Consider the following 21,163-nt stretch of genomic DNA (forward strand, 5'->3'; position numbering starts at 1 on the left):
GTCGGACCGCTTAAATATCTGGATACAAAGAACTTTAATTCACCAACCTTTGTCGCTGGCCAATTCGGCTCCGAACTCGGCCATGAAATGCGTGTTCGAGTAATACATCAAGCAAATCAGCCTTTTAGTGATGTTAATACTTTCTGCCAGCTAGGCAGGCCGAACGGCATCTGTACCCTGTGTCGTGCTTCAATTTGCGAAGTGTACTTGTACCTGGCGTGTCTGCGGCCCGCGTATTTTCGCGTGATTTTGAGCAGTCACGGAATCGGCTTGGCCGAGAAAAGGGGGGTGACAACACATCATTCGAAAGACAAGGCCGCAGACATGCGCAGTTTCGCGAATGGATGCTCAATAATATTTTTCAACCGCGCCGAATATCGCTTTGTAGATGAATGGCGGTCTGGCGCTTCAAAAATGGAAGATTGTTATGCGACGCAATGTGAACAATACCAATGTCACGACCGTTGACGAAGTTAATGTTGAAAATCTCGAAGCTCCGATCTCGGTGGAAATTCCCGTCGAAGAAGCAAATATCGAGGCCGAACTGACCGCGCAGCAACAGCAGCAGGGTCAGGAAGTTCAAAACGCTGCAAATAACGAAGACGAACAGAACCAGGCTCAGGCTCAGGCGACCGAGGTCGCAAACGAACAGGCCCAGGGTCAGGATCAGGGCCAGGCACAGCAGCAGGGCCAACAGCAAGGTCAGCAGCAATCGAACGTGAATGGCGGCGATGACAGCAACAGTATCGCAAACTCGATCAACATCGATTTCGGTGAAGGTGAGTGGATCCCGCGCGACGATGACCAGGTCGATCTGGATATCGGTGACTCGGCATCTATCGGTGATGTCATCACGGCTGGAAACGACGTGAATTATGATCCCGGCGATGATCTGAACCTGTCCATCTCGATGAATGGTGACGGCAATGACATGTCGTCGATCAACAACCAGTTGGCCAGCCTGAGTGACGATGACACGCTGGATTCGCCCAGCCTGTCGAATGACGGCTCGTTCTATCAGAACGGCAGCGCGACGGGCGGTTCGGCCTATGCCGAAGAAGGCATCGGTTCCTCCTCCGGCGGCGGTAACTCGGGTTCCGGCGGAACCAGCTACGGCGGTGCAGCAAGCGGCGAGACCAATGGCAGCCACGCATTCGCGCTGGGCGGCCACACCGGCAATGCCGGCGCGGCTTCGCAAGGCGGCAACGGTGCGGCTTCGGGCGGCGCCAACAACACGAGCCTGGGTCTTGGTCTGTCGGGCGCCGAAGCCAGTGGCGAAAGCACGGCTGGCAATGGCGGCAACGCCAACAGCACCTCCAGCGCCAACAACACCGGCAGTTCGAATGCCAACGGCCAGGGAACTGGCGGTGAAGGCGGTAATGCCGGCTCGATCGGTCTTGGCCTTGGTCTGGGACTGTCCGGCGCCAACTCGGAAGGCAATGCCAACGGTGGTGAAAACGCGACCGGTTCGATCGGCGCGGGCCTTGGCCTGGCCGGAAACGAGTCGGGTGCGAACGGCGCCAATGGCGGCAACGGCGAGTCATCGAACTCGGGTTCTGCATCGAACAATAGCACCGGTACGACCGAAGCGAATGAAGCGACGGCCGGAAGCAACACGGGTGCGGGCATGGCTGGCAGCGGCGCGCAAAGTGGCGCCAATGGCACCGGCGGGTCTGGTTCCGGTGGCACGGGTTCCGGCGGCTCGGGCTCGGGTGGTGAAGGTGCTGGTGGCGAAGGCTCTGGTGGCGAGGGATCCGGCGGATTCTCGGCCATGGTCGAAGCAGCCATTGCAGCGCTGAACCAGGAAATCGCGGATGGTGGTCCGGCCTTGAATGCGGCTGATACCGACGCTGCGACCGGTGGCGGCGGAACCACGGGCAACAACCCGGGTGCCGGCGGAGCGGGCACCGGTGGTGCTGGAACCGGCGGCGCAGGAACCGGCGGTGCCGGAACCGGTGGCCCAGGGTCCGGCGGAGCCGGCACGGGCGGCAGCTCGGCAGCCAACTCTGGCGCACAGGGCGTCGGCGATCTGGCCGCAAGCGGTCCGAATATCAGCCAGTCGCCTGGTGACGTGAACGGTGCAGCCAGCAACCCGCAGACGTCGACCGGAACCGGCGGAGCCGGCGGTTCGAACGCGGCCAATGGCGCGGCAAACGGAACCGGTTCGGGTTCGTCCAGTGCAGAAGGCGCTGGCGGAGCCGGTGGGACCACGACGCCAACGTCCACCTCGTCCGGTAACGGTGCGGGTTCTGCGGATGCGGTCAACACGGCCGGTACCGGTGGTGCGGCAGAAGTCTTTGCTGACGCTGACACAAACGGTTCCGCCGACAGTCTGGCCGAAGCCATCGCGGGATACGGCGGCGCGTCGTACACCGACAACGATGCCACCTCGACCGGATCCGGTAGCGCGACTGGCGCGGCCAGCTCGGGAGCCGGTGGTGCAGGCGGTGCGTCTGCGGCCAATGGTGGTACCAGCGGCTACGCCATGGGTAGCGCCATGTCCGGCGATACCACGGGTGGCGCAGTCACCGGTGGCAGCGCGGCCGGCGCCTATTCAGGTGACGGCGGAGCCGGCGGCAATGGCGGCACTTGGGGTTCCAACAATGGTGGCGACGGTATCGTCACCGGTGAATCCTACGCGTCGGCAGCAGCAGTGGTCGATACCTCGGCCTTCAACCAGACAATCGTCATGGGCGCCAACGTGCTTGGCAACTCGGTCGATACCACGATGGTTGGCGGTTCGATGAGCTCGACCTACGCGAGCGACGACACCGAGGCATAATGCCTGACCCCGGAGGCCACGATTTCGGCCTCCGGTCTTTGATGAAAACACCGGGGCCGTGCTTCATGGCCTCGGTCCAACTTAACCCAGACCCGGAAATTTTCTGCCGGAAAGGGTGACAGGGATAGTCCAGATGTCACTTGACAGCATTACGGAAACGATCGCCCATTTTATCGGTACTTTTCAGCTCACGATGGAACAGGCCATCCTGCGGCAGCAATACGAGGAGTTTACCGCGCTCCGACGGCTGGCCGAAGTTGAAGGCCTGGAGGATCCGATCAGGATTGTCGTCAAGGCCGATCTGGATCTGAAGCCCAAGGACTACGACCCGCTTCCCTACCGTTTCCCCGAACCGCCCGCGGACCCGCAGTTGCCGCTGCCACCAGCCGGCCCAATGCTCGAGTCGAACATCCAGATCGGTGACCCGTTGGCGCCGGGCGGATTCGTTCCGCAGTCCGAATTGCCCATCTCGGTCGGGCCGCAATTCTTGATGTTGCAGCCTCAGGTCGTCAGCGACCTGATAGGGTCTGCCGTCACTTACACATTCGAGACATTGGTCCTGCGCGACAATGATACCGTGGGCGCGGGCGACTTCCGCGATGCGGCGATGCTGACAGCGCAGGCCGAAGCCGCGTTGGACGTGGCGCACTCGCTTCATGCGATGGCGGTGCCTTCACTGGCGATACCGGACTACATGACGCCAGAATACCTGGATACGCTGGTCGAACAGATAACGACACCGATGAACGGATCGGTCCAAGGTGTCACGGTTCACCAATTCCAAGGTGAAGACGCGGAAGGCATCATCGTCAACGGTCAACACGTGTCGGAGGCTCCGGTCTGGAGCGATCTTCTGCCGGCCTACCACCAGCCCGAGGAGGCTGAGGAAAATCTGGTGTCACAGTCCTATCCGGCCGAGTGGAACCAGTCCGAGGGGCCGGAGTCACACGAGGGTCATACCGTTGTCACCGGCGGCAATCTTGCGATCAACGAAGTCGCGCTGAACGTCGGTTGGGTGGATGCCCCCTTCATCGCCGTGGGTGGACAAGCGATCAGCCTGACGATGATCAGCCAGGTCGCGCTGGTATCAGATGTTGATGTCGGAAAAACCGGCAGCGGCGCGGGCACCAACGTCGTCCAATCCGCCCAGATTGAAACCGAGGCGAATCCTGCGCCGTGGCTTGCCGGAACCTCGGCTGTCGCTGGTGGGGCCGGGCAGCCGTCCTTTTTGACCGTCGATTGGATCCATGGCGATCTGGTGGTTGCCAACTTCCTCAAGCAGGTCATCAACGCCACCGATATCGACCATATCCAGACCGAGATTTCCGCATCTTCGACCATGTATGCGATGGGTGGCAACCAGATGGTCAACGTGGCCAATATTGTTCAACTCGGCAGTTACTATGACTTGATCATGATCGGCGGCGACATGATCTCGGTCGACATGTTGTTCCAGACGCTCGTCCTGATGGATGACGACGTGGTGTCAGGCGGCCTAGCCGGACCTGCCGGAGGTGCGAACGAAAACCTTCTGATGAACCAGGCTTCGGTGATGACCAACGGCTTGGACCTGCAGGAGGCGCTTGAGGAGAACATGGCCGAGGCCATGGCTCTGAATGAAATGAACATGGCCGCGCTCGAGGACGCATTGCTGAACAATCCGATGTTCGCGGGTATGGAGCAGATGCGTGTTCTGAAAATCGACGGAAACCTGCTGCAGGTGAATATTCTTGAGCAGGTCACGATGCTCGCCGATCAGGATGACATTTTCCTGTCCGGTCCGCATGGGGCCAGTACTGAAGTCGTGTCCGGCAGCAACGCGATGCTGAATGCGGCCAACATCAACAAGCTGGGCGTGGACTCCGTGGTCATGGCCGGGCAGGGCGCATATTCCGAGCTTTTGCTGCACCAGGCCAGTCTCATCGACTTGCCCGAGAATGAGATCAGCCCGGAATTTGCCAACGAAGCCATCGCAATCCTGATGGAGGAGGCAATGACCGCCGGGCAAACAGTCAGCGGCCCGACCGCTCCTGTCCTGACCCCCGAAGACTTGGACGCCAATGTAGGAATGCAATCCATCCTGACCTGATTTTCCCTTTTTTACGAGTGACCGGAAGGTTTGTTTATGTCGATCGTTTTTTCGTCGCGCCGCACCCGATATGCCAGCCCGCTGGACCGGTCGGGAAGCGGACAGCCTCTGACTTTGCGACCCAGCGACATGGTGTCTGGCTCGTCATTTGCAACGGAACGGCTGACCGCACGGCTAAGGCTGACCAAGGAGATGCGCGTGCCCGTGACCGAGCAGAGTCAGAACAAGGCATCGCAGGAGGGCCCGGCCACGGCGCAGACAGAGCATGAGGTTGCTCGCAATGCTGCGGCTCCGACACCGGAAGCCCGGGACGAAACCGATCAGAAAATAACAGACGACAATACACTGGAAACAACATTCAGCGCCGCTTCTCCCCGACGGCGCGAAACGCCGGAGACCGTCGCCGTGGAAGGGCGTGCGGGTGACGGCGAAGGGGTGGCCAATGCCGAGGACTCGGAACCGCAAACCGTCGAAAGCCCGACCGCGCGCATGACCCCCTCGTCCCGGTCGGGTGGGACGGATCGCATGGGCACCACTATCGAGGCCGAAGCGAACAAGCCGCTGCTGCGCACTGGTTCAGGCGATGGCGGCGGCAAAGGGCCACCCCAAACTTTTCACAAACGCACGCCGCCCGAAGACTTTCAACGCACCCTTCGGACCTCGATGCGAGCGATATGGCGGAACCTTGCGTTTGTTCTGGTTCTGACCTGCGCGACCAATCTGCTGATCCTGGCGATCCCGATCTATCTGTTCCAGATCAGTGACCGGGTGCTGACCAGCCGCTCGTTGGACACGCTGATCATGCTGACGGCGATCGTGGCCGGGGCAATCATCTTTCAATCGGCTTTCGATGCGGTGCGGCGCTTCATGTTGATGCGCACCGGAGTCGAAGTGGCGGCGCGACTGGGCGCTCCGACCCTCAGTGCCGCGGCGCATGCATCGTTGCACGGGACGGGACGCGAGTATCAGACGCTGGGAGATCTGCAGCAGATCCGCGGCTTTCTCGTTTCAAGCACCCTTCTCTCCTTTTTGGATGTTCCGTTTGCGCCGTTGTTCATCCTTATGATTTTCCTGGTCCACCCCGAGTTGGGCATGATCGTGGTGGTGACGGCCGTGATCCTGATGGTTATCGCGCTGATCAACCAGCGGATGACGGCCAAACCGTTTGCCGAGGCCAACATGGCCCAGTCTCTGGCCAACCAGCATCTGGATTCGATGTCGCGGAACAGCCAGATCATCAACGCACTTGCAATGATCCCCGAGGCGGTTCGGATCTGGGGACGCGACACCGCCAACTCCCTGACTTGGCAGGTCCGGGCGCAGGACAGAAACGTGGTGTTCGCGGCGATCTCACGCACCGTGCGCCTGCTGACGCAGGTCGGCATTCTGGGATGGGGGGCCTATCTGGCCCTGCAAGGCGAAATCACGGGCGGCATGGTGATCGCGGCCTCGATCATCGCTGGGCGGGCTTTTGCGCCGATCGAAGGGTCAATCGAGGGCTGGAATACATTCCTGCTGACCCGCGGTGCCTACAGCCGCATCAAGGCATTGCTGTCCAATTCGGCGCTTCAGTATGAGAAGCTGCGCTTGCCCCACCCCGAGGGACGAGTGGATGTTGAACGCCTTCTGTTTGTACCCGGGGGTACCAAACGCGTGGTTCTCAATGGCATCAGTTTTTCGCTCAACCCGGGCGAGACGCTGGCGATCATCGGAAACTCGGGCGCGGGTAAGACCACACTGGGCAAAACGCTGGTAGGATCGATTCTGCCGACCTCGGGCAGCGTGCGGCTCGACCTGATGGATATTCGAAACTGGGATCCGCGCCAGTTTGGCGAAAGCATCGGGTACCTGCCGCAGGACGTTCAGCTGTTTCCGGGCACGATCAAGGACAATATCGGCCGAATGCGCGCCGATGCCACCGATGAGCAAATTCATGATGCTGCAGTTCTGGCCGACGTGCACAACATGATCGCCACCTTGCCACAGGGGTATGAGACCGTGGTCGCTGCCGATGGCTCGCCCCTGTCTGGCGGTCAGAAACAGCGGATCGCGCTGGCGCGCGCCTTCTTTGGCAATCCGCGGATGGTGGTTCTGGACGAGCCGAACTCGAACCTGGATGTCGCGGGCGACAAGGCGCTTGCCCGGGCAATCGAGCAGGCGAGGGAAAACAAGATTACCGTGGTCGTGATCACCCAGAAACCGACGCTTTTGAACGTGGTGGACAAGATCATGCTGCTGACGGACGGGCGGGTCGCCCTGTTCGGTCAGCGTGAGCAGGTGCTGCAGCAACTGAACGGGCCGCGCCAGCAGCCCGAGTTGAAAGGGTAGACGGGGGTAAAGATGAACGAATTGGTCCAAGTAGACGATCCCGCCCTTTGGTACGCCGAGGTTCCGAGATCGATAACCAAATTCATAGTCGTGGGCACCGTGCTGCTGGTCGCCTGTTTCGGCGGGTTCGGCCTGTGGTCGTTTCAGGCGCCGCTCGCGGCCGCAGTGATTGCGCAAGGCAGCTTTGTAGCCACTGGGCGCAACAAGATCGTCCAGCATCTTGAAGGAGGGATCATCGAACAGATTCTGGTCACCGAAGGTCAGACCGTGCAGGAGGGGCAGGTCTTGATGACACTCGACCAGACCTCGGCCGAGGCAAATGAGCGTGAATTGTTCATCCGCAAGATCCGCCTTCAGGCGATGGTCGAGCGCTTGCTGGCGGAATACGCCGAAAAGGACACTTTGGAGTTTTCACCCGCCCTGATCGAGGCGTCCGACGACGTTGAAGTGATGACCATTCTCGACAACCAGCGGCTCAGTTTCGAAGTCTCGCGCAAGACACTGCTGAATGACATTGCTCTTCTCGAACGTAATATCGAGGCGCTGAAGATCAGGGCCAGCGGCTTCGAGGCGCAATTGGAAAGCATGGAGCGCCGCAAGGCGATCCTTCAGGAAGAATACGAAACCAAGAACGCGTTGTTCGAAAAAGGGCTTGTCCGAAAGGGTGAGTTGAACACCATCCGGCGGGTCCAGGCCGAAGCGGACGGGCAGTTGGCCCGACTGGCGGCCGAGGCTTCGGAAACCAGCCAGATGCTGCTGAAATACGAAGAGCAGATCACCCGGACCCGGTCTGCCTATCGCGAAGCAGCGCTGGACGAACTGGGTGTAATCGAGGCGGATCTGGAAAGCGTGCGGGAAAAATCGCGCCAGGCCAGCAGTGTTCTTGCCCGCGCGGTGGTTCGCGCCCCGGTCGATGGCACGGTTGTGCGACTGCACTATTACACGCCGGGCGGCGTCATCGAGACCGGCAAGCCGATTGCCGAAATCCTGCCAGCTGATGCCCCGCTGATCATCGAGGCCCAGATCCCGCGCACCGATATCGACAGCGTTGTGACCGGCCAGACCGCGACCGTGCGGTTGGTAGCTTTGAATCAGCGCACGACACCGGTTCTGACGGGCGAAGTCTTTTACGTCTCGGCGGACGCGGTTCTGGAAGAAGCCAGCGGAATACCTCAAGAGGTCTATCTGGCCCGGGTGTCGTTGGAGCCTGACGAGATGGACCGGGTACGGGGCTTCATTCCGACCCCTGGCATGCCGGCCGAGATCATGATCCAGACCGAGGAACGCACCTTTGCCGCCTATATCGCCAAGCCGATCGTCGACAGCATGTCTCGGGCCTTTCGCGAGCAATAGGCGCTCACCATATCGCTTACAAATTCAAAGGGCCCCGTGCTAGCATTCGTGAAAATCCGGGAGGGACCGCACGAATGCCATTGACCGTTCAAGAGATGCTTGAGGCCGCGAATTCCGTTGTTCAACGTATCAGCGCCGCGCAAGCCAGGGAGCTATTGCAGCAGGGTGCGCTGCTGCTGGATATTCGCGATGCGCCTGAACTGGAAAAGACCGGTCGCGCCGTCGGATCTCACCATATCTCACGCGGCATGCTCGAGTTTCGTGCCGATCCTGCGCTGCAGTCGCATGACCCCGAGCTGCGGAAGGATCGCCCGATCATTCTGCATTGCGCTTCGGGCGGACGGGCGGCACTTGCGGGCAAGTTGCTCAAGGACATGGGGTATCAGCATGTCTACAACCTGGGTGGGTTCTCGGACTGGGTAAACGGCGGGGGCGACTATGTCGGCCCGGTTGACTCCGGGATGTAGGGACCCAGCCTGATCTGCATCAAAGCCGATTGTATTCAGCTTCGGCAATCTGAGCGTCAGACGCCATCAACAAGGACGACTGGCCATGATGAGACTTGCAGCGCTACTGTATTCCCTGATCGCGACCGCCTTCGCGGGGACGGCCGTTATCGCCGTGCTGACCGCAGGGATGGTTTCGACCCTGGCCATCGTGGGTGCCGCAGCCGTCGGAGCGGTCACGGCTTTGCCCGCATCCTGGCTGGTCGCCCGGCGCCTGTACCAATAGAGAGCTTAGGCGGCGTTCAGAAATGTCCGGACGGCAGCTTCGAACTCACGCGGTTTTTCGGCGTGCAGCCAATGGCCTGCGCCCGGAATCTTGGCGAAACGGGCGTTCGGGAACAGGGATTTGATGATTTCGCGGTGACTTGCCTGAACATAGTCCGACTCCGCACCGGCGAGAAACAGCGCCGGGCCGTCCCAGTGTGAGGTAAAGTTCGGAAAACCCATGATATTCGGCATCTCTTTGGCCAATACGTCCAGGTTCAGCCGCCAGCGTTTGCCGGGAACGTCGAGCGACTGAGTGAAGAAGCTCTGCAACGCCTTCTCGACTCCAAGATCGGCCAGTTGCTGTTCCACGTCCGAGCGGCGCGCGACCTGTGTCATGTCCACGGCGCGCATGGCCTCGATATATGGCATTTGCGTGTGACTGTACCGAACCGGAGCAATGTCCGCCACGACCAGCCTGTGGACCATTTCGCCATGCTCGAGCGCCAATGTCATTGCCGACTTGCCACCCATCGAATGCCCGATCACGTCAGCCGCGCCGCCCATGCTTTCGATGACCTCAGCCAAATCGTCCGCCAATGCCGGATAATCGTGCCGGTCGTCCCAGAAGCTGTGGGCGTGGTTGCGCATGTCGACCGCCACCACCTGACGTTCATCTGACAGCCTACGCGCGATCACCCCCCAGTTTCGGGCCGATCCGTATAGCCCATGGACAATCAACAGCGGTGTGCGGGACGTCGGTTCGCCATGTGTGATCGTGTTCAGCATGTATTTCTGATAGCCTCCGGCGCCCCGGACAACCAGCCCCATTGTGACCGCCTGCGCAGACCGTTAGATTGCCCCATCAGGAGGGGCGCATGGCTCAGGAAACAGAAATTCAGACCCAGATCGCGCAGACGATAATCCTGTTGCGCAAAAAACTGGGCGCAAAGGGCAAGACCCTGGCCGAGTCGGTGCGCCGTGCCAAGCGTCGCTTGCCGCGCAAGGTCTACAAACAGGCAATGGAACTCGCCCGTGCCGAGCCGTTGGTCGAGCATCCCAAGCTCCGGCTGACCCTGGACTCGCCGACCCTGGAAAAGGCGGCGAAGGATGTTCAGTCGCATCTGCGCGCCATTAATTTGGCGGATCGCCGCTGGGGTTGGTTCCTGGGCATGCTCGGGGGGCTGGCCTTCAACATTCTGGCCTTGGCCGCACTGTTCCTTGTCGTGCTTTGGTGGCGCGGTCTGATCTGATCAGGGCATCTGCCGGCAAGGAAAAATGGCGCCCGAAAAAGGCGCCATCTTGTTGTTTCTAAACTTGTGGCGTCAGAGGTTCGGGTAGATCGGGAACTTTGCGCACAGATCCGCGACCTGCGCTTTGACCCGCGCCTCGACCTCACCGTTGTTGTCTTCACCATTGGCGGCCAGTCCATCGACCACCTCGATGATCCAATCCGCAATCTGGCGGAACTCGGGCTCTCCAAAGCCTCGGGTCGTGCCGGCGGGCGAACCCAGACGGATGCCGCTGGTCACGGTCGGCTTTTCTGGATCGAACGGCACGCCGTTCTTGTTGCAGGTGATGTGCGCACGGCCCAGCGCCTTTTCGGTCGCGTTGCCCTTGACGCCCTTGGGGCGCAGGTCGACCAGAACAACATGGGTGTCGGTGCCGTGGGTCACCGTGTCCAGGCCGCCCTTGATCAGCTGATCCGACAACGCCTGAGCGTTGACGACGACCTGTTTGATGTAATCTTTGAACGAAGGCTGCAGCGCCTCGCCAAATGCCACGGCCTTTGCCGCGATCACATGCATCAGTGGGCCGCCCTGAATGCCGGGGAAGATGGCCGAATTCACTTTTTTGGCGATCGTCTCGTCATTGGTCAGGATCATGCCGCCACGCGGGCCGCGCAGGGTTTTGTGCGTGGTGGTCGTGGCTACATGCGCGTGCGGGAAGGGGCTGGGATGCTCGCCCGCCGCGACCAGACCGGCAAAATGCGCCATGTCCACGTGCAGATAGGCGCCCACCATGTCGGCGATCTCGCGCATGCGGGCAAAGTCGATCTGACGCGGAATGGCAGAGCCGCCGGCGATGATCAGCTTGGGCTGGTGTTCTTTGGCCAGCGCCTCGACCTGATCGTAGTCCAGCATGTTGTCCTGCTTGCGCACGCCATACTGAACCGCGTTGAACCACTTGCCCGACTGGTTGGGCTTGGCGCCATGGGTCAGGTGGCCGCCGGCATCCAGGCTCATGCCCAGAATGGTGTCGCCCGGCTGGATCAGCGCCTGGAACACGCCCTGGTTGGCTTGTGATCCCGAATTCGGCTGCACGTTGGCGAATTCGCAACCGAACAGTTGCTTGGCGCGGTCGATGGCCAGGTTCTCGGCGATGTCGACGAACTGGCAACCGCCATAGTAACGCCGCCCGGGATAACCTTCGGCGTATTTGTTGGTCATGACCGAGCCCTGCGCCTCCATGACGGCTGCGCTGACGATGTTTTCCGAAGCGATCAGCTCGATCTCGTCGCGCTGACGTCCCAGTTCGGACGTGATTGCCCCGAAAAGTTCAGGGTCACGATCCGCGAGGGACTGGGTGAAGAAACCGGTATCACGAAGGTTGGCGTTCATGGGCGCTCCGCATGGCTGAGGTTGGTTTGGCGGATTTCCTATAGGAAACGGCTCGGGTGAGAAAGTCTGTAAAGCGACGAAATGGCCCGCTGCGGCGTCACGTCTGGCCTAATGGGGAAAGGTATGTTTGTTTCGGAACCAAATGCGTAGCACCGGAAACCGGAAAACATGACAAAGAGAATCGCTTTTCTCGCCAGCGACGTGGATGTCGCGCAGTCGGCCCGCAACAAACTGGTTGCACGCTATGGCAATGCGGCCCCCCGAGATGCGGATGTCATCGTGGCGCTGGGCGGCGACGGGTTCATGTTGCGGACGCTGCACAACACGCAGCATCTGGATGTGCCGGTCTACGGCATGAATCGCGGAACCATCGGGTTTCTGATGAACGAGTTCCACGAAGCCGATCTGATGGAGCGTTTGAAAGCCGCCGAGGAAGAGGTCATCAACCCTTTGACGATGAAGGCCATGGACCAATCGGGACAGGTGCACGAAGCCCTTGCGATTAACGAGGTCTCGTTGCTGCGCGCCGGTCCGCAAGCCGCGCGTCTGAAGATCAGCGTGAATGGCCGCGTGCGGTTGGCTGAACTGGTCTGTGACGGGGCGCTGTTGTCCACGCCCGCCGGGTCGACCGCCTACAACTATTCGGCACATGGCCCGATTCTGCCCATTGGGTCGGACGTTCTGGCGCTGACGGCCATTGCGGCTTTTCGTCCTCGGCGGTGGCGCGGTGCGTTGCTGCCCAGCACTGCGCACGTGCGCTTTGACGTGCTTGAGGCCGACAAGCGCCCGGTGATGGCGGACGCTGATTCCATATCCTTTCCGGATATCGATTGGGTCGAGATTCGGTCGGAACCCAAGATCCGTCACAGGATCCTGTTTGACCCCGGGCATGGCCTGGAAGAGCGTCTAACGATTGAACAATTTACATAAATTCCCGAGATTCTCGGACTTATGTGAAGCAGTTCACAGGAAGCTGACCACCTCTCAGCTATGCTGATCTTGCCCGGAGAACACGCCGCGGTGGGAGTGAGTGGCCACCAAATGGTGTTTTCGGATGATTGCGCAGTTTTCGCGCTGGCGAGGGTGGGTGGTGCTACGCTCGTCATCACAATCCGGGCATATTTTAGCACGTGGACCCCGGGCTCTCAGTCCCGGGGTCAATTATTTTGGGCAGTTGAAAGCGGTTGGTGTTTCAGCCCGTGCGTGCCAGATCGGCCCACAGGTGATCAGCCATACGACCAACCCGGGCTTCAATCGCGATGGCGGCGTCCAACGCCAGGTCCTCGCGCCAGCGCTGCGCTGCGATCTGAACGTTGATTGGCTGGCGCCCACTCGGCAATTCGGCCAAACGCGCCGGAACGCAGGCGGCGGGCAGGCCCAGAAAGTTCATCGCATAGGAATAGACCGCGCAGCCCAGCACTTCGTGTACGCCTTCCGAGCCGTCTGTATCACGGTCGGGTCTGAAAAAGGGCTGCGGCAGGAAAGGCGACAGCACCAACGGGTAGTCCTCCAAGAACAGGGACCATTCCCGCGCATAGTGGCTGCGCTGCGCCAGTGCTCGGATCAGGTCCGGCCCGGTGATCGGGGGAAATTCCTGGAAGTAAGTGGCAAAGATGCGCTGGATTGTCTCGGACCCGGCCGCCTCGACATCGGCTTTCATCAGGGTCAGAACCTCGCCCATCAATGCGCGATAACCAAGCCGTCCACATTCAAAAACGTTCGGAGGGTCGATCTCGTCAACGGTGTACCCGGCATCAACCAGTGCATCACGGGCTGTGTCCAGCGCCTTGTCGACTTCGGGGTGGAGATCGTAACCGAAAGTGTTCTTGGTGAAAGCCGCCCGCGGCTGCTGGTCAGGCTCGGCCACGCGCCAGGGCAGCGGAACGTGAAACGGATCGCGCGGATCCGGCGCGATCAGGCTGGGCATGGCCAGGTGCAGGTCAGCCGCGCTGCGGGTGATCAGGCCTTGCACCGACATGGATTGCGCAAGCAGTCCACGTTCGGCGGTTTGGCTGGGGTTCCATGCGGGAACGCGCCCCAAGCCCGGCTTCACGGTCACCGCGCCAAGGGCCGCGGCCGGAAACCGCAGGCTGCCGCCGATGTCGTTGCCATGCGCCAGCGCCCCCATGCCCGTCATCACCGCCACACCGGCCCCGCCCGAGGAGCCCCCGGGAGAAATATGTCGGCCCCAAGGGTTGTGGGTGCGTCCATACAGCGGGTTGTCAGTGTCGGCACGGAATGAGAACTCGGGCGTGTTGGTCCGGCCAATCACCACCGCCCCAGCCTTCAGCAGGTTCGACACGACGGGCGCATCGTCGGGGGCAATCACGTCTTTCAGAGCGGTCACACCGTTGGTCGTGGCATGGCCCTTCTGGTCGACATTGACTTTGATTGTGACGGGAACGCCGTGCAGGGGGCCGGTCGGTTCGCCGCGCGCCCGCGCGGCGTCCAGCGTCCGGGCGCGCTCCTGCGCCTCGGTGCTGAGGTCTTCGACGACGGCATTCAGCGCCGGGTTCAGCGCGTGCATCCGGTCGATTGCGCTTTGGACGGCTTCGGTCGCGCTCAATTCGCCGGAGCGGGTCAGTTTTGCGAGTTCTGCGGCGCTCAGGCGCCAGATGTCGTCATTTGCCATGTGCCCTCCGTCAAGGGCACAGTAGGCGGTCTGCCAATGGTTGCAACCCCGCAGGGCAGGGCGGGCGGCCCGGGGCCGCCCGATGCCCGGTTACTGGGCGTAACCGATTGATTTCAGGGCTTCGGTAATCTCGTCCAGAATGGCCGGATCGTCGATCGTGGCGGGCATTTTGTAATCTTTGCCATCGGCGATCGACACCATCGTTCCACGCAGGATCTTGCCGGACCGTGTCTTTGGCAGACGATCCACTACGACGGCCAGCTTGAATGCTGCAACGGGCCCGATTTTGTCGCGCACCATCTGCACGACCTCTTTCGCGATCTCGGCATGGCCACGATTGCAACCCGCGTTCAGGCACAGGAAGCCAACCGGGGCCTGACCCTTCAACTGGTCCGATACACCGATGACTGCGCATTCGGCCACATCGGGGTGGGCGGCCAGAACCTCTTCCATCGCGCCGGTGGACAGGCGGTGGCCGGCCACGTTGATCACGTCATCGGTGCGGGCCATGATGTAGAGGTACCCGTCCTCGTCGATCATCCCGGCATCGCCAGTTTCATAGTAGCCCGGGAAATGCTCGAGATAGGATTTCTTGAACCGCTCCTCGGCATTCCACAGGGTCGGCAGCGTTCCCGGGGGCAGTGGCAGCTTGACCGCGATCGCGCCCAGTTCGCCCGGTTTCATCGGGTGACCGCCTTCGTCCAGGATCTGCACGTCATATCCGGGCATCGGCTTGGCGGGCGAGCCCAGCTTGATCGGCAGTTCCTCGATCCCCAGCGGGTTTCCAGCGATGGTCCAGCCGGTTTCGGTCTGCCACCAGTGGTCGACGACCGGAACCTTCAGCGCGTCCTGTGCCCAAGTGATCGTGTCCGGGTCGGCGCGTTCACCGGCCAGGAACAGGGCCTTGAGGCAGGACAGGTCGTATTTCGCCAGCATTTCGCCCTTGGGGTCCTCGCGCTTGACCGCGCGGATCGCCGTTGGGGCGGTGAAAAAGCTTTTGACCTTGTGCTCGGATATCACCCGCCAAAAGGTGCCCGCGTCGGGGGTGCCGACGGGTTTGCCCTCGAACACGAGGGTGGTGTTGCCGTGGATCAGCGGACCATAGCAGATGTAGGAATGCCCCACGACCCAGCCCACATCCGAGGCCGCCCAGAACACGTCGCCGGGATCGACGTTGTAGATGTTCTTCATCGTCCAGTTCAGAGCCACAAGGTGCCCCGCCGTGGGCCGTACGACGCCCTTGGGCGCGCCCGTGGTGCCCGAGGTGTAGAGGATATAGGCCGGATCGTTGCCTTCGACCGGGACACACTCGGCCGGCTCAACGCCGTACTGGAAGCCGTGCCAGTTGTAGTCGCGCCCCTCGACCAGCTTGGCCACTTCCTGTTCGCGCTGGAAGATCACGCAGAAATCGGGCTTGTGCTGGGCCATGTCGATGGCACCGTCCAGCAGCGGCTTGTAATGCACCACACGGCCGGGCTCCAACCCGCAGGAAGCGGCGATGATCGCCTTGGGTTTGGCGTCGTCGATCCGCACCGCCAATTCGTTGCTGGCAAACCCGCCAAAGACCACCGAATGCACCGCACCCAGCCGCGCGCAGGCCAGCATCGCCTCAAGAGCCTCTGGGATCATCGGCATGTAGATAATGACGCGGTCGCCCTTTTCGATGCCCTTGGCGCGCAGCGCGCCGGCCAAGGTCGCCACGCGATTGCGCAGCTCCATATACGAGATTTCGCGCTTGGTGTGGGTGATCGGGCTGTCATAGATGATGGCGGTTTGCTCGCCTCGGCCGTTTTCAACGTGGCGGTCCACCGCGTTCCAGCAAGTGTTCACCTTGGCATCACAGAACCATTCATAGAGAGGGGCGTTGTCCTCAAACAGGGCCTTGCTTGGCGGTTGGAACCAGTCGATCCCCTTGGCCGCGTCCATCCAGAAAGCCTCTGGGTCTTTTTGCCAGCTCTCGTAAACGTCCTGGTATGCCATGGGTCCTCCTCCCAAAAATTGCTCGCATTGTGTTAGGCGCGGACGGCTGACCGAGCAAGCGGCGCGCGTGACGGCGCGTCAGTTTATCGCGAAATATTTGCAGAACTGCCCCATTTGCCTTGCAAAGTTTTGCAAATGATCCTTGTTTTCGCGCCTGGGAGGGAAATTTTTGCGGAATTTGCAAACTTGCGAAGCGTCTGGTGCAAAGGTGGCGTTGCCAGATTCGGATCAGGTCGTTGTTCCCGCATATCGGGGCAGACTGTCCTCGATGTTCAGCCAATGCAGATGCTCGGCGTGAAAAACGTGAAACCGGGGCGCGGCATCCTCGGGGTTGTCCAACGTGGCGGTATAGAGGTGAATGTTCACCCGGTCGCGGGCATTGCGGTATGCCATCGGCGTGCCGCAGGTTCCGCAGAACAGGCGTTCGACATCCTTAGACGAGTTGTACACGCGTGGCGCATCCCCTGACCATGTCACCGAGCCGTGCGGCAGCCCGATGAACGCCGTGACTGGGGCGGCGCAATTGCGCCTGCAATCCGCGCAGTGGCAGTAACAGCTCCAGGCGATCTCGGCATCGCTGGCCCATCGCACGGCGCCGCAGTGGCAGTGACCTTTCATGATGACCTCCCTCGGCAGGGCGGCCAGACCGGTCGGGCCGCCGTGGTCAACCGTAATGCGCGACAGGCGTTCCGGCAATTGCCGCCATATTCAGCAGCCCGCGCGCCGTGATCGAGGGTGTCACGATATGCGCCTTGTTGCCCATGCCCATCAGGATGGGGCCGACCTCGATGCCGTCGGCCTTCATCTTCAGTATGTTGCGCACACCGCTGGCCGCGTCCGCATGGGCAAAGATCAGCACGTTGGCCGCCCCCTCCAGGCGCGAATTGGGGAAAATCCGCTCGCGCAGTTCGGGGTCGAGGGCCACATCCAAGTTCATTTCGCCTTCATAGATAAAATCTCGGGGCTTGCTGTCCAAAATGGCAATCGCTTCGCGCAGGCGCTTGCCCGAGCCCTCGGCCTGATTGCCGAACTGCGATTGCGAGCAGAACGCGATCTTTGGCGCCAGCCCGAAACGCCGGACATGGCGCGCGGCGCCCACAGTAATCTCAGCCAGTTCTTCCGGGCTGGGCAATTGCCGGACATGAGTGTCGGCGATGAACAGCGGGCCGTCTTCAAGGATCATGAGGGACAATGCACCATGGGGGCGAAGGTCGCCGTCATTCAGCACCTGCTCAACATAGTTCAGGTGCCAACGATACTCGCCGAAGGTGCCGCAGATCATGCTGTCGGCTTCACCCCTGTGAACCATGATTGCGCCGATCGCGGTGGAATTGGTCCGCATGATCGCTTTGGCCAGATCAGGCGTCACCCCCCGGCGCTGCATGATTTGGTGGTACGAGTTCCAATAGTCATAATAGCGCGGGTCGTTTTCCGGGTTCACGATCTGGAAGTCCTGCCCGGGGCGGACCGACAGGCCCAGACGTTCGCAGCGCGCCTCGATCACCTCGGGACGGCCGATCAGGATCGGGGTTTCGGTGGTTTCCTCAAGAATCGCCTGAGCGGCGCGCAGTACGCGTTCGTCTTCGCCCTCGGCAAAGACGATGCGGCGCGAGGCGGCGGCGGCGGCCTCGAAGACGGGTCGCATCAGAAGGGCGGACTTGAAGACCGTCTGGTTCAGCTTTTCCTTGTAGGCTTCGATGTCCTCGATGGGGCGCCTGGCCACGCCGCTTTCCATCGCGGCCCGGGCCACGGCCGAGGATACCACACCCACCAGCCGCGGATCGAACGGCTTGGGGATCAGGTAGTCTGGGCCGAAGGTCAGCTGTTCGCCCTTGTAGGCGGCCGCGGCCTCGGCGCTGGTGGTGGCGCGGGCCATTTCGGCGATGCCTTCAACGCAGGCGATCTGCATGGCATCGTTGATCTCGGTCGCACCCACGTCCAGCGCACCGCGGAAGATGAACGGGAAACACAGGACGTTGTTCACCTGGTTCGGAAAGTCGCTGCGCCCGGTGGCGATGATGGCGTCGGGGGCCACTTCACGCGCGGCGTCGGGCAGGATCTCCGGGGTCGGGTTCGCAAGCGCAAAGATGATCGGCTGTTTGGCCATGCGCGCGACCATCTCGGGCTTGAGCACGTTCGGCCCGCTGAGGCCCAGAAACAGGTCGGCCCCGTCGATCACCTGATCCAGCGTGCGCAGGTCGGTTTTCTGGGCGAATTGGTCCTTGTGCGGGTTCATGTCTTCGACGCGACCCTCATAGACCAGCCCGTGAATGTCGCAAAGCCAGATGTTCTCGCGCTTGACGCCCAGCTTGACCAGCATGTTCAGGCAGGCGATCCCAGCCGCGCCGCCGCCGGTGGACACGACCTTGATGTCCTCGAACCGCTTGCCGGCTACGTGCAGCGCGTTACGCGCAGCAGCCCCCACCACGATGGCGGTGCCGTGCTGGTCGTCGTGGAAAACCGGAATATTCATCCGCTCACGGCATAGTTTCTCGACGACAAAGCAGTCGGGCGCTTTGATGTCTTCGAGGTTGATCGCGCCGAAGGTGGGCTCCAGCGCGCAGACGATATCGGCCAGCTTCTCGGGGTCGGGTTCGTTCAGCTCGATGTCGAAACAGTCGATGCCAGCGAATTTCTTGAACAGAACGGCCTTGCCCTCCATTACCGGCTTGGAGGCCAGCGCGCCGATATTGCCCAACCCCAGCACCGCGGTGCCATTCGAAACCACCGCCACCAGATTGCCGCGCGCGGTATACATCTCGGCGGTCGCCGGGTCGGCCTTGATCTCAAGGCTCGCCTCGGCCACGCCGGGCGAATAGGCGCGCGCAAGGTCGCGCCCGTTGGCCATGGGTTTGGTCGCCTTGATCTCCAGTTTCCCAGGCTTCGGATGCGCGTGGTAATCAAGTGCGGCCTGGCGCAGGCTGGGTGTGTCGGACATGTCAAAACTTCCCGTTTGGAATTTAGTTTAGTGCTAAACTATTTCTGACGCAGGGGAAACCTCGAAATCGCATGAAGGCGGATCCGACCCCGACTTGCAAATCCCCCAACGCCCCCCCACAGTCCCGCGCAGAGGAGACCAGCATGACCGACACCATAGCCGAATTCCGCATTCCGACCCAAGAACTGCGAGACGACATTCCGTTCTACACCAAGGTTCTGGGCATGCGGATGGACATGATCTATCCGGCGGATGACCCTCGGGTCGCGGTGTTTTCCGGGCATGGACTGCGCCTGCGGGTGGAAAAGGACGCGCCCGAGGCGCCGGGCACCTTGCGTATCCTCACCGACGACCCGGACGGGTTTGCCGGCGGTCAGCGCAACCTAGTCGCCCCGAACGGCACCCGCATCGAGATCGAAGAGCGCAACCCGCCCCTGGTGATGCCCGAGACGGTTCATTCCTTCGTCGTCCGCAGGCTCAAGGATCAGGCGCCCTGGATCATCGGGCGCGCGGGCATGCACTACCGCGATCTGGTGCCGGACCGGTTGGGCGGTTCGATCATCGCCAGCCATATCCGCATTCCCGACGGCGGCCCGGTCCCGGACATGGTGCATTTCCACAAGGTCGGGTTCCAGCTGATCTTCTGCATCCACGGCTGGGTGGATGTGGTCTATGAGGATCAGGGCGACAAGATGCGCCTGACCGCTGGCGACTGTTTCATTCAGCCGCCCGAAATCCGGCACCGCGTGCTCGAAGCGTCGGACAACGTGCAGGTGATCGAAATCGGCGTTCCGGCCGAACATGTCACCGAGATCGACCACGAAATGCAGCTGCCCACGCCGCATCACCGCCCCGAGCGGGAATGGCAGGGCCAGCGGTTCGTCTACAACCGGGCTGAAGGGGCAGAGTGGCAGCCGTTCCGCCTGCCGGGCTATCAATGCCGTGACACGACGATTGCCGAAAACACCAAAGGCGTGGCCGGCGTTCAGGTGGTGCGCCGGGGGCAGGGCGATCCGGTCTGGGCCAGCCATGATGCCGATATCCACTTTACCTTCGTGATGAACGGGGCAGTCACCCTGGAAGGTGAAGGACGTGATCCGTTTCGCCTGGAGCAGGGCGACGCCTTTGTCATCCCACCCGGAATGCGTACGCGCCTGGCCGACCCCAGCGACGATGTCGAACTGCTCGAGGTCACTCTGCCGGGGTATTTCAAGACCGATCTGGGCTGACGCGCGGGCGCGCCGAGATTCCCGTGCCGAGGGGGCTTCAATTCCCCCGCGGATTTCCAGTAGGGTATGGTATTCTGACCAGATGATCAAAAATCGGGGAATCGCCATGTCGTTGAAAGAAGCAGCCCTCAAGGTGCGTGAAAACGCCCATGCGCCCTATTCGAATTTCAAGGTGGGCGCCGCGGTCCGCACCCCGTCGGGCGAAGTGTTCGCGGGCTGCAACGTGGAAAACGTTGCCTATCCCGAAGGCACATGCGCCGAGGCCGGGGCGATCGCCGCGATGGTCGCTGCCGGAGAAAACAAGCTGGCCGAGGTCTATGTGGTGGCCTCCAGCCCGCAACCGGTGCCACCCTGCGGCGGATGCCGGCAGAAACTGGCCGAGTTCGGGGACAAGGACGTGGTGGTCACCATGGCGACGGTGAACGGGATTGAGACCCGCACGACCATCGGCGAGCTGCTGCCTGGCGCCTTCGACGCCTCGTTCATGTAAGGGCCGCGCCC

The 21,163-nt window shown here is 61.4% G+C and carries 16 protein-coding genes; 10 read left to right on the forward strand and 6 right to left on the reverse strand.

Annotated features, from left to right (window positions below; genetic code table 11):
• The first annotated feature begins 427 nt into the window (after positions 1–427).
• From ACR0BA_RS00105 to ACR0BA_RS00130, 6 genes are all read left to right on the forward strand, one after another.
• Positions 428–2,782 (forward strand): hypothetical protein, encoded by a 2,355-nt coding sequence (locus ACR0BA_RS00105; RefSeq protein ID WP_170363022.1) that lies wholly within the window; start codon positions 428–430, stop codon positions 2,780–2,782.
• A gap of 133 nt (positions 2,783–2,915) precedes the next feature.
• Positions 2,916–4,871, forward strand: a complete 1,956-nt coding sequence (locus ACR0BA_RS00110; protein ID WP_480725901.1) for a type I secretion protein — start codon at positions 2,916–2,918, stop codon at positions 4,869–4,871.
• Between the two features lie 36 nt (positions 4,872–4,907).
• Positions 4,908–7,199, forward strand: a complete 2,292-nt coding sequence (locus ACR0BA_RS00115; protein WP_480725903.1) for a type I secretion system permease/ATPase — start codon at positions 4,908–4,910, stop codon at positions 7,197–7,199.
• Between the two features lie 12 nt (positions 7,200–7,211).
• Entirely contained in the window at positions 7,212–8,552 is a 1,341-nt protein-coding gene (locus ACR0BA_RS00120) for an HlyD family type I secretion periplasmic adaptor subunit (RefSeq protein ID WP_170358354.1), read from the forward strand.
• A 74-nt stretch (positions 8,553–8,626) separates the two neighbouring features.
• A complete protein-coding gene (locus tag ACR0BA_RS00125; protein ID WP_093962649.1) occupies positions 8,627–9,019 on the forward strand; it encodes a rhodanese-like domain-containing protein in 393 nt (130 codons plus the stop codon).
• 85 nt (positions 9,020–9,104) lie between these two features.
• A complete protein-coding gene (locus ACR0BA_RS00130) occupies positions 9,105–9,284 on the forward strand; it encodes a hypothetical protein (protein ID WP_480725905.1) in 180 nt (59 codons plus the stop codon).
• Positions 9,285–9,289: 5 nt separating this feature from the next.
• On the opposite strand, the gene ACR0BA_RS00135 is transcribed toward ACR0BA_RS00130, so the two are convergent.
• On the reverse strand, positions 9,290–10,093 hold the full coding sequence (locus ACR0BA_RS00135; RefSeq protein WP_480725907.1) for an alpha/beta fold hydrolase: 804 nt from the start codon (positions 10,091–10,093) through the stop codon (positions 9,290–9,292).
• Positions 10,094–10,140: 47 nt separating this feature from the next.
• Here ACR0BA_RS00135 and ACR0BA_RS00140 point away from each other — a divergent pair, with 47 nt between their 5' ends.
• The gene (locus tag ACR0BA_RS00140; protein ID WP_170337639.1) at positions 10,141–10,515 is read left to right on the forward strand and encodes a hypothetical protein; all 375 of its coding nucleotides are present in this window, start codon (positions 10,141–10,143) and stop codon (positions 10,513–10,515) included.
• Between the two features lie 72 nt (positions 10,516–10,587).
• Here ACR0BA_RS00140 and glyA read toward each other — a convergent pair whose 3' ends face one another.
• A complete protein-coding gene (glyA, locus tag ACR0BA_RS00145) occupies positions 10,588–11,883 on the reverse strand; it encodes a serine hydroxymethyltransferase (RefSeq protein ID WP_170337640.1) in 1,296 nt (431 codons plus the stop codon).
• Between the two features lie 168 nt (positions 11,884–12,051).
• Here glyA and ACR0BA_RS00150 point away from each other — a divergent pair, with 168 nt between their 5' ends.
• Positions 12,052–12,813 (forward strand): NAD kinase, encoded by a 762-nt coding sequence (locus tag ACR0BA_RS00150; protein ID WP_170363030.1) that lies wholly within the window; start codon positions 12,052–12,054, stop codon positions 12,811–12,813.
• 262 nt (positions 12,814–13,075) lie between these two features.
• On the opposite strand, the gene ACR0BA_RS00155 is transcribed toward ACR0BA_RS00150, so the two are convergent.
• The 4 genes from ACR0BA_RS00155 to ACR0BA_RS00170 form a co-directional block, all read right to left on the reverse strand.
• Complete coding sequence (locus ACR0BA_RS00155; protein WP_480725909.1) at positions 13,076–14,515, reverse strand: amidase family protein; 1,440 nt, start codon at positions 14,513–14,515, stop codon at positions 13,076–13,078.
• A gap of 90 nt (positions 14,516–14,605) precedes the next feature.
• On the reverse strand, positions 14,606–16,495 hold the full coding sequence (prpE, locus tag ACR0BA_RS00160) for a propionate-CoA ligase PrpE (RefSeq protein WP_480725911.1): 1,890 nt from the start codon (positions 16,493–16,495) through the stop codon (positions 14,606–14,608).
• A 228-nt stretch (positions 16,496–16,723) separates the two neighbouring features.
• The gene (locus tag ACR0BA_RS00165; protein ID WP_480725912.1) at positions 16,724–17,113 is read right to left on the reverse strand and encodes a GFA family protein; all 390 of its coding nucleotides are present in this window, start codon (positions 17,111–17,113) and stop codon (positions 16,724–16,726) included.
• 46 nt (positions 17,114–17,159) lie between these two features.
• A complete protein-coding gene (locus ACR0BA_RS00170) occupies positions 17,160–19,433 on the reverse strand; it encodes an NADP-dependent malic enzyme (RefSeq protein WP_170368773.1) in 2,274 nt (757 codons plus the stop codon).
• 143 nt (positions 19,434–19,576) lie between these two features.
• Between ACR0BA_RS00170 and ACR0BA_RS00175 the strand changes: the two genes are divergently transcribed.
• Both ACR0BA_RS00175 and ACR0BA_RS00180 read left to right on the forward strand, forming a co-directional pair.
• Entirely contained in the window at positions 19,577–20,662 is a 1,086-nt protein-coding gene (locus ACR0BA_RS00175) for a cupin domain-containing protein (RefSeq protein ID WP_480725913.1), read from the forward strand.
• 106 nt (positions 20,663–20,768) lie between these two features.
• Positions 20,769–21,152, forward strand: coding sequence for a cytidine deaminase (locus tag ACR0BA_RS00180; RefSeq protein ID WP_480725914.1), 384 nt, complete (start codon positions 20,769–20,771; stop codon positions 21,150–21,152).
• Positions 21,153–21,163: the final 11 nt, after the last annotated feature.

Source organism: Ruegeria sp. CI5 (assembly GCF_056536885.1).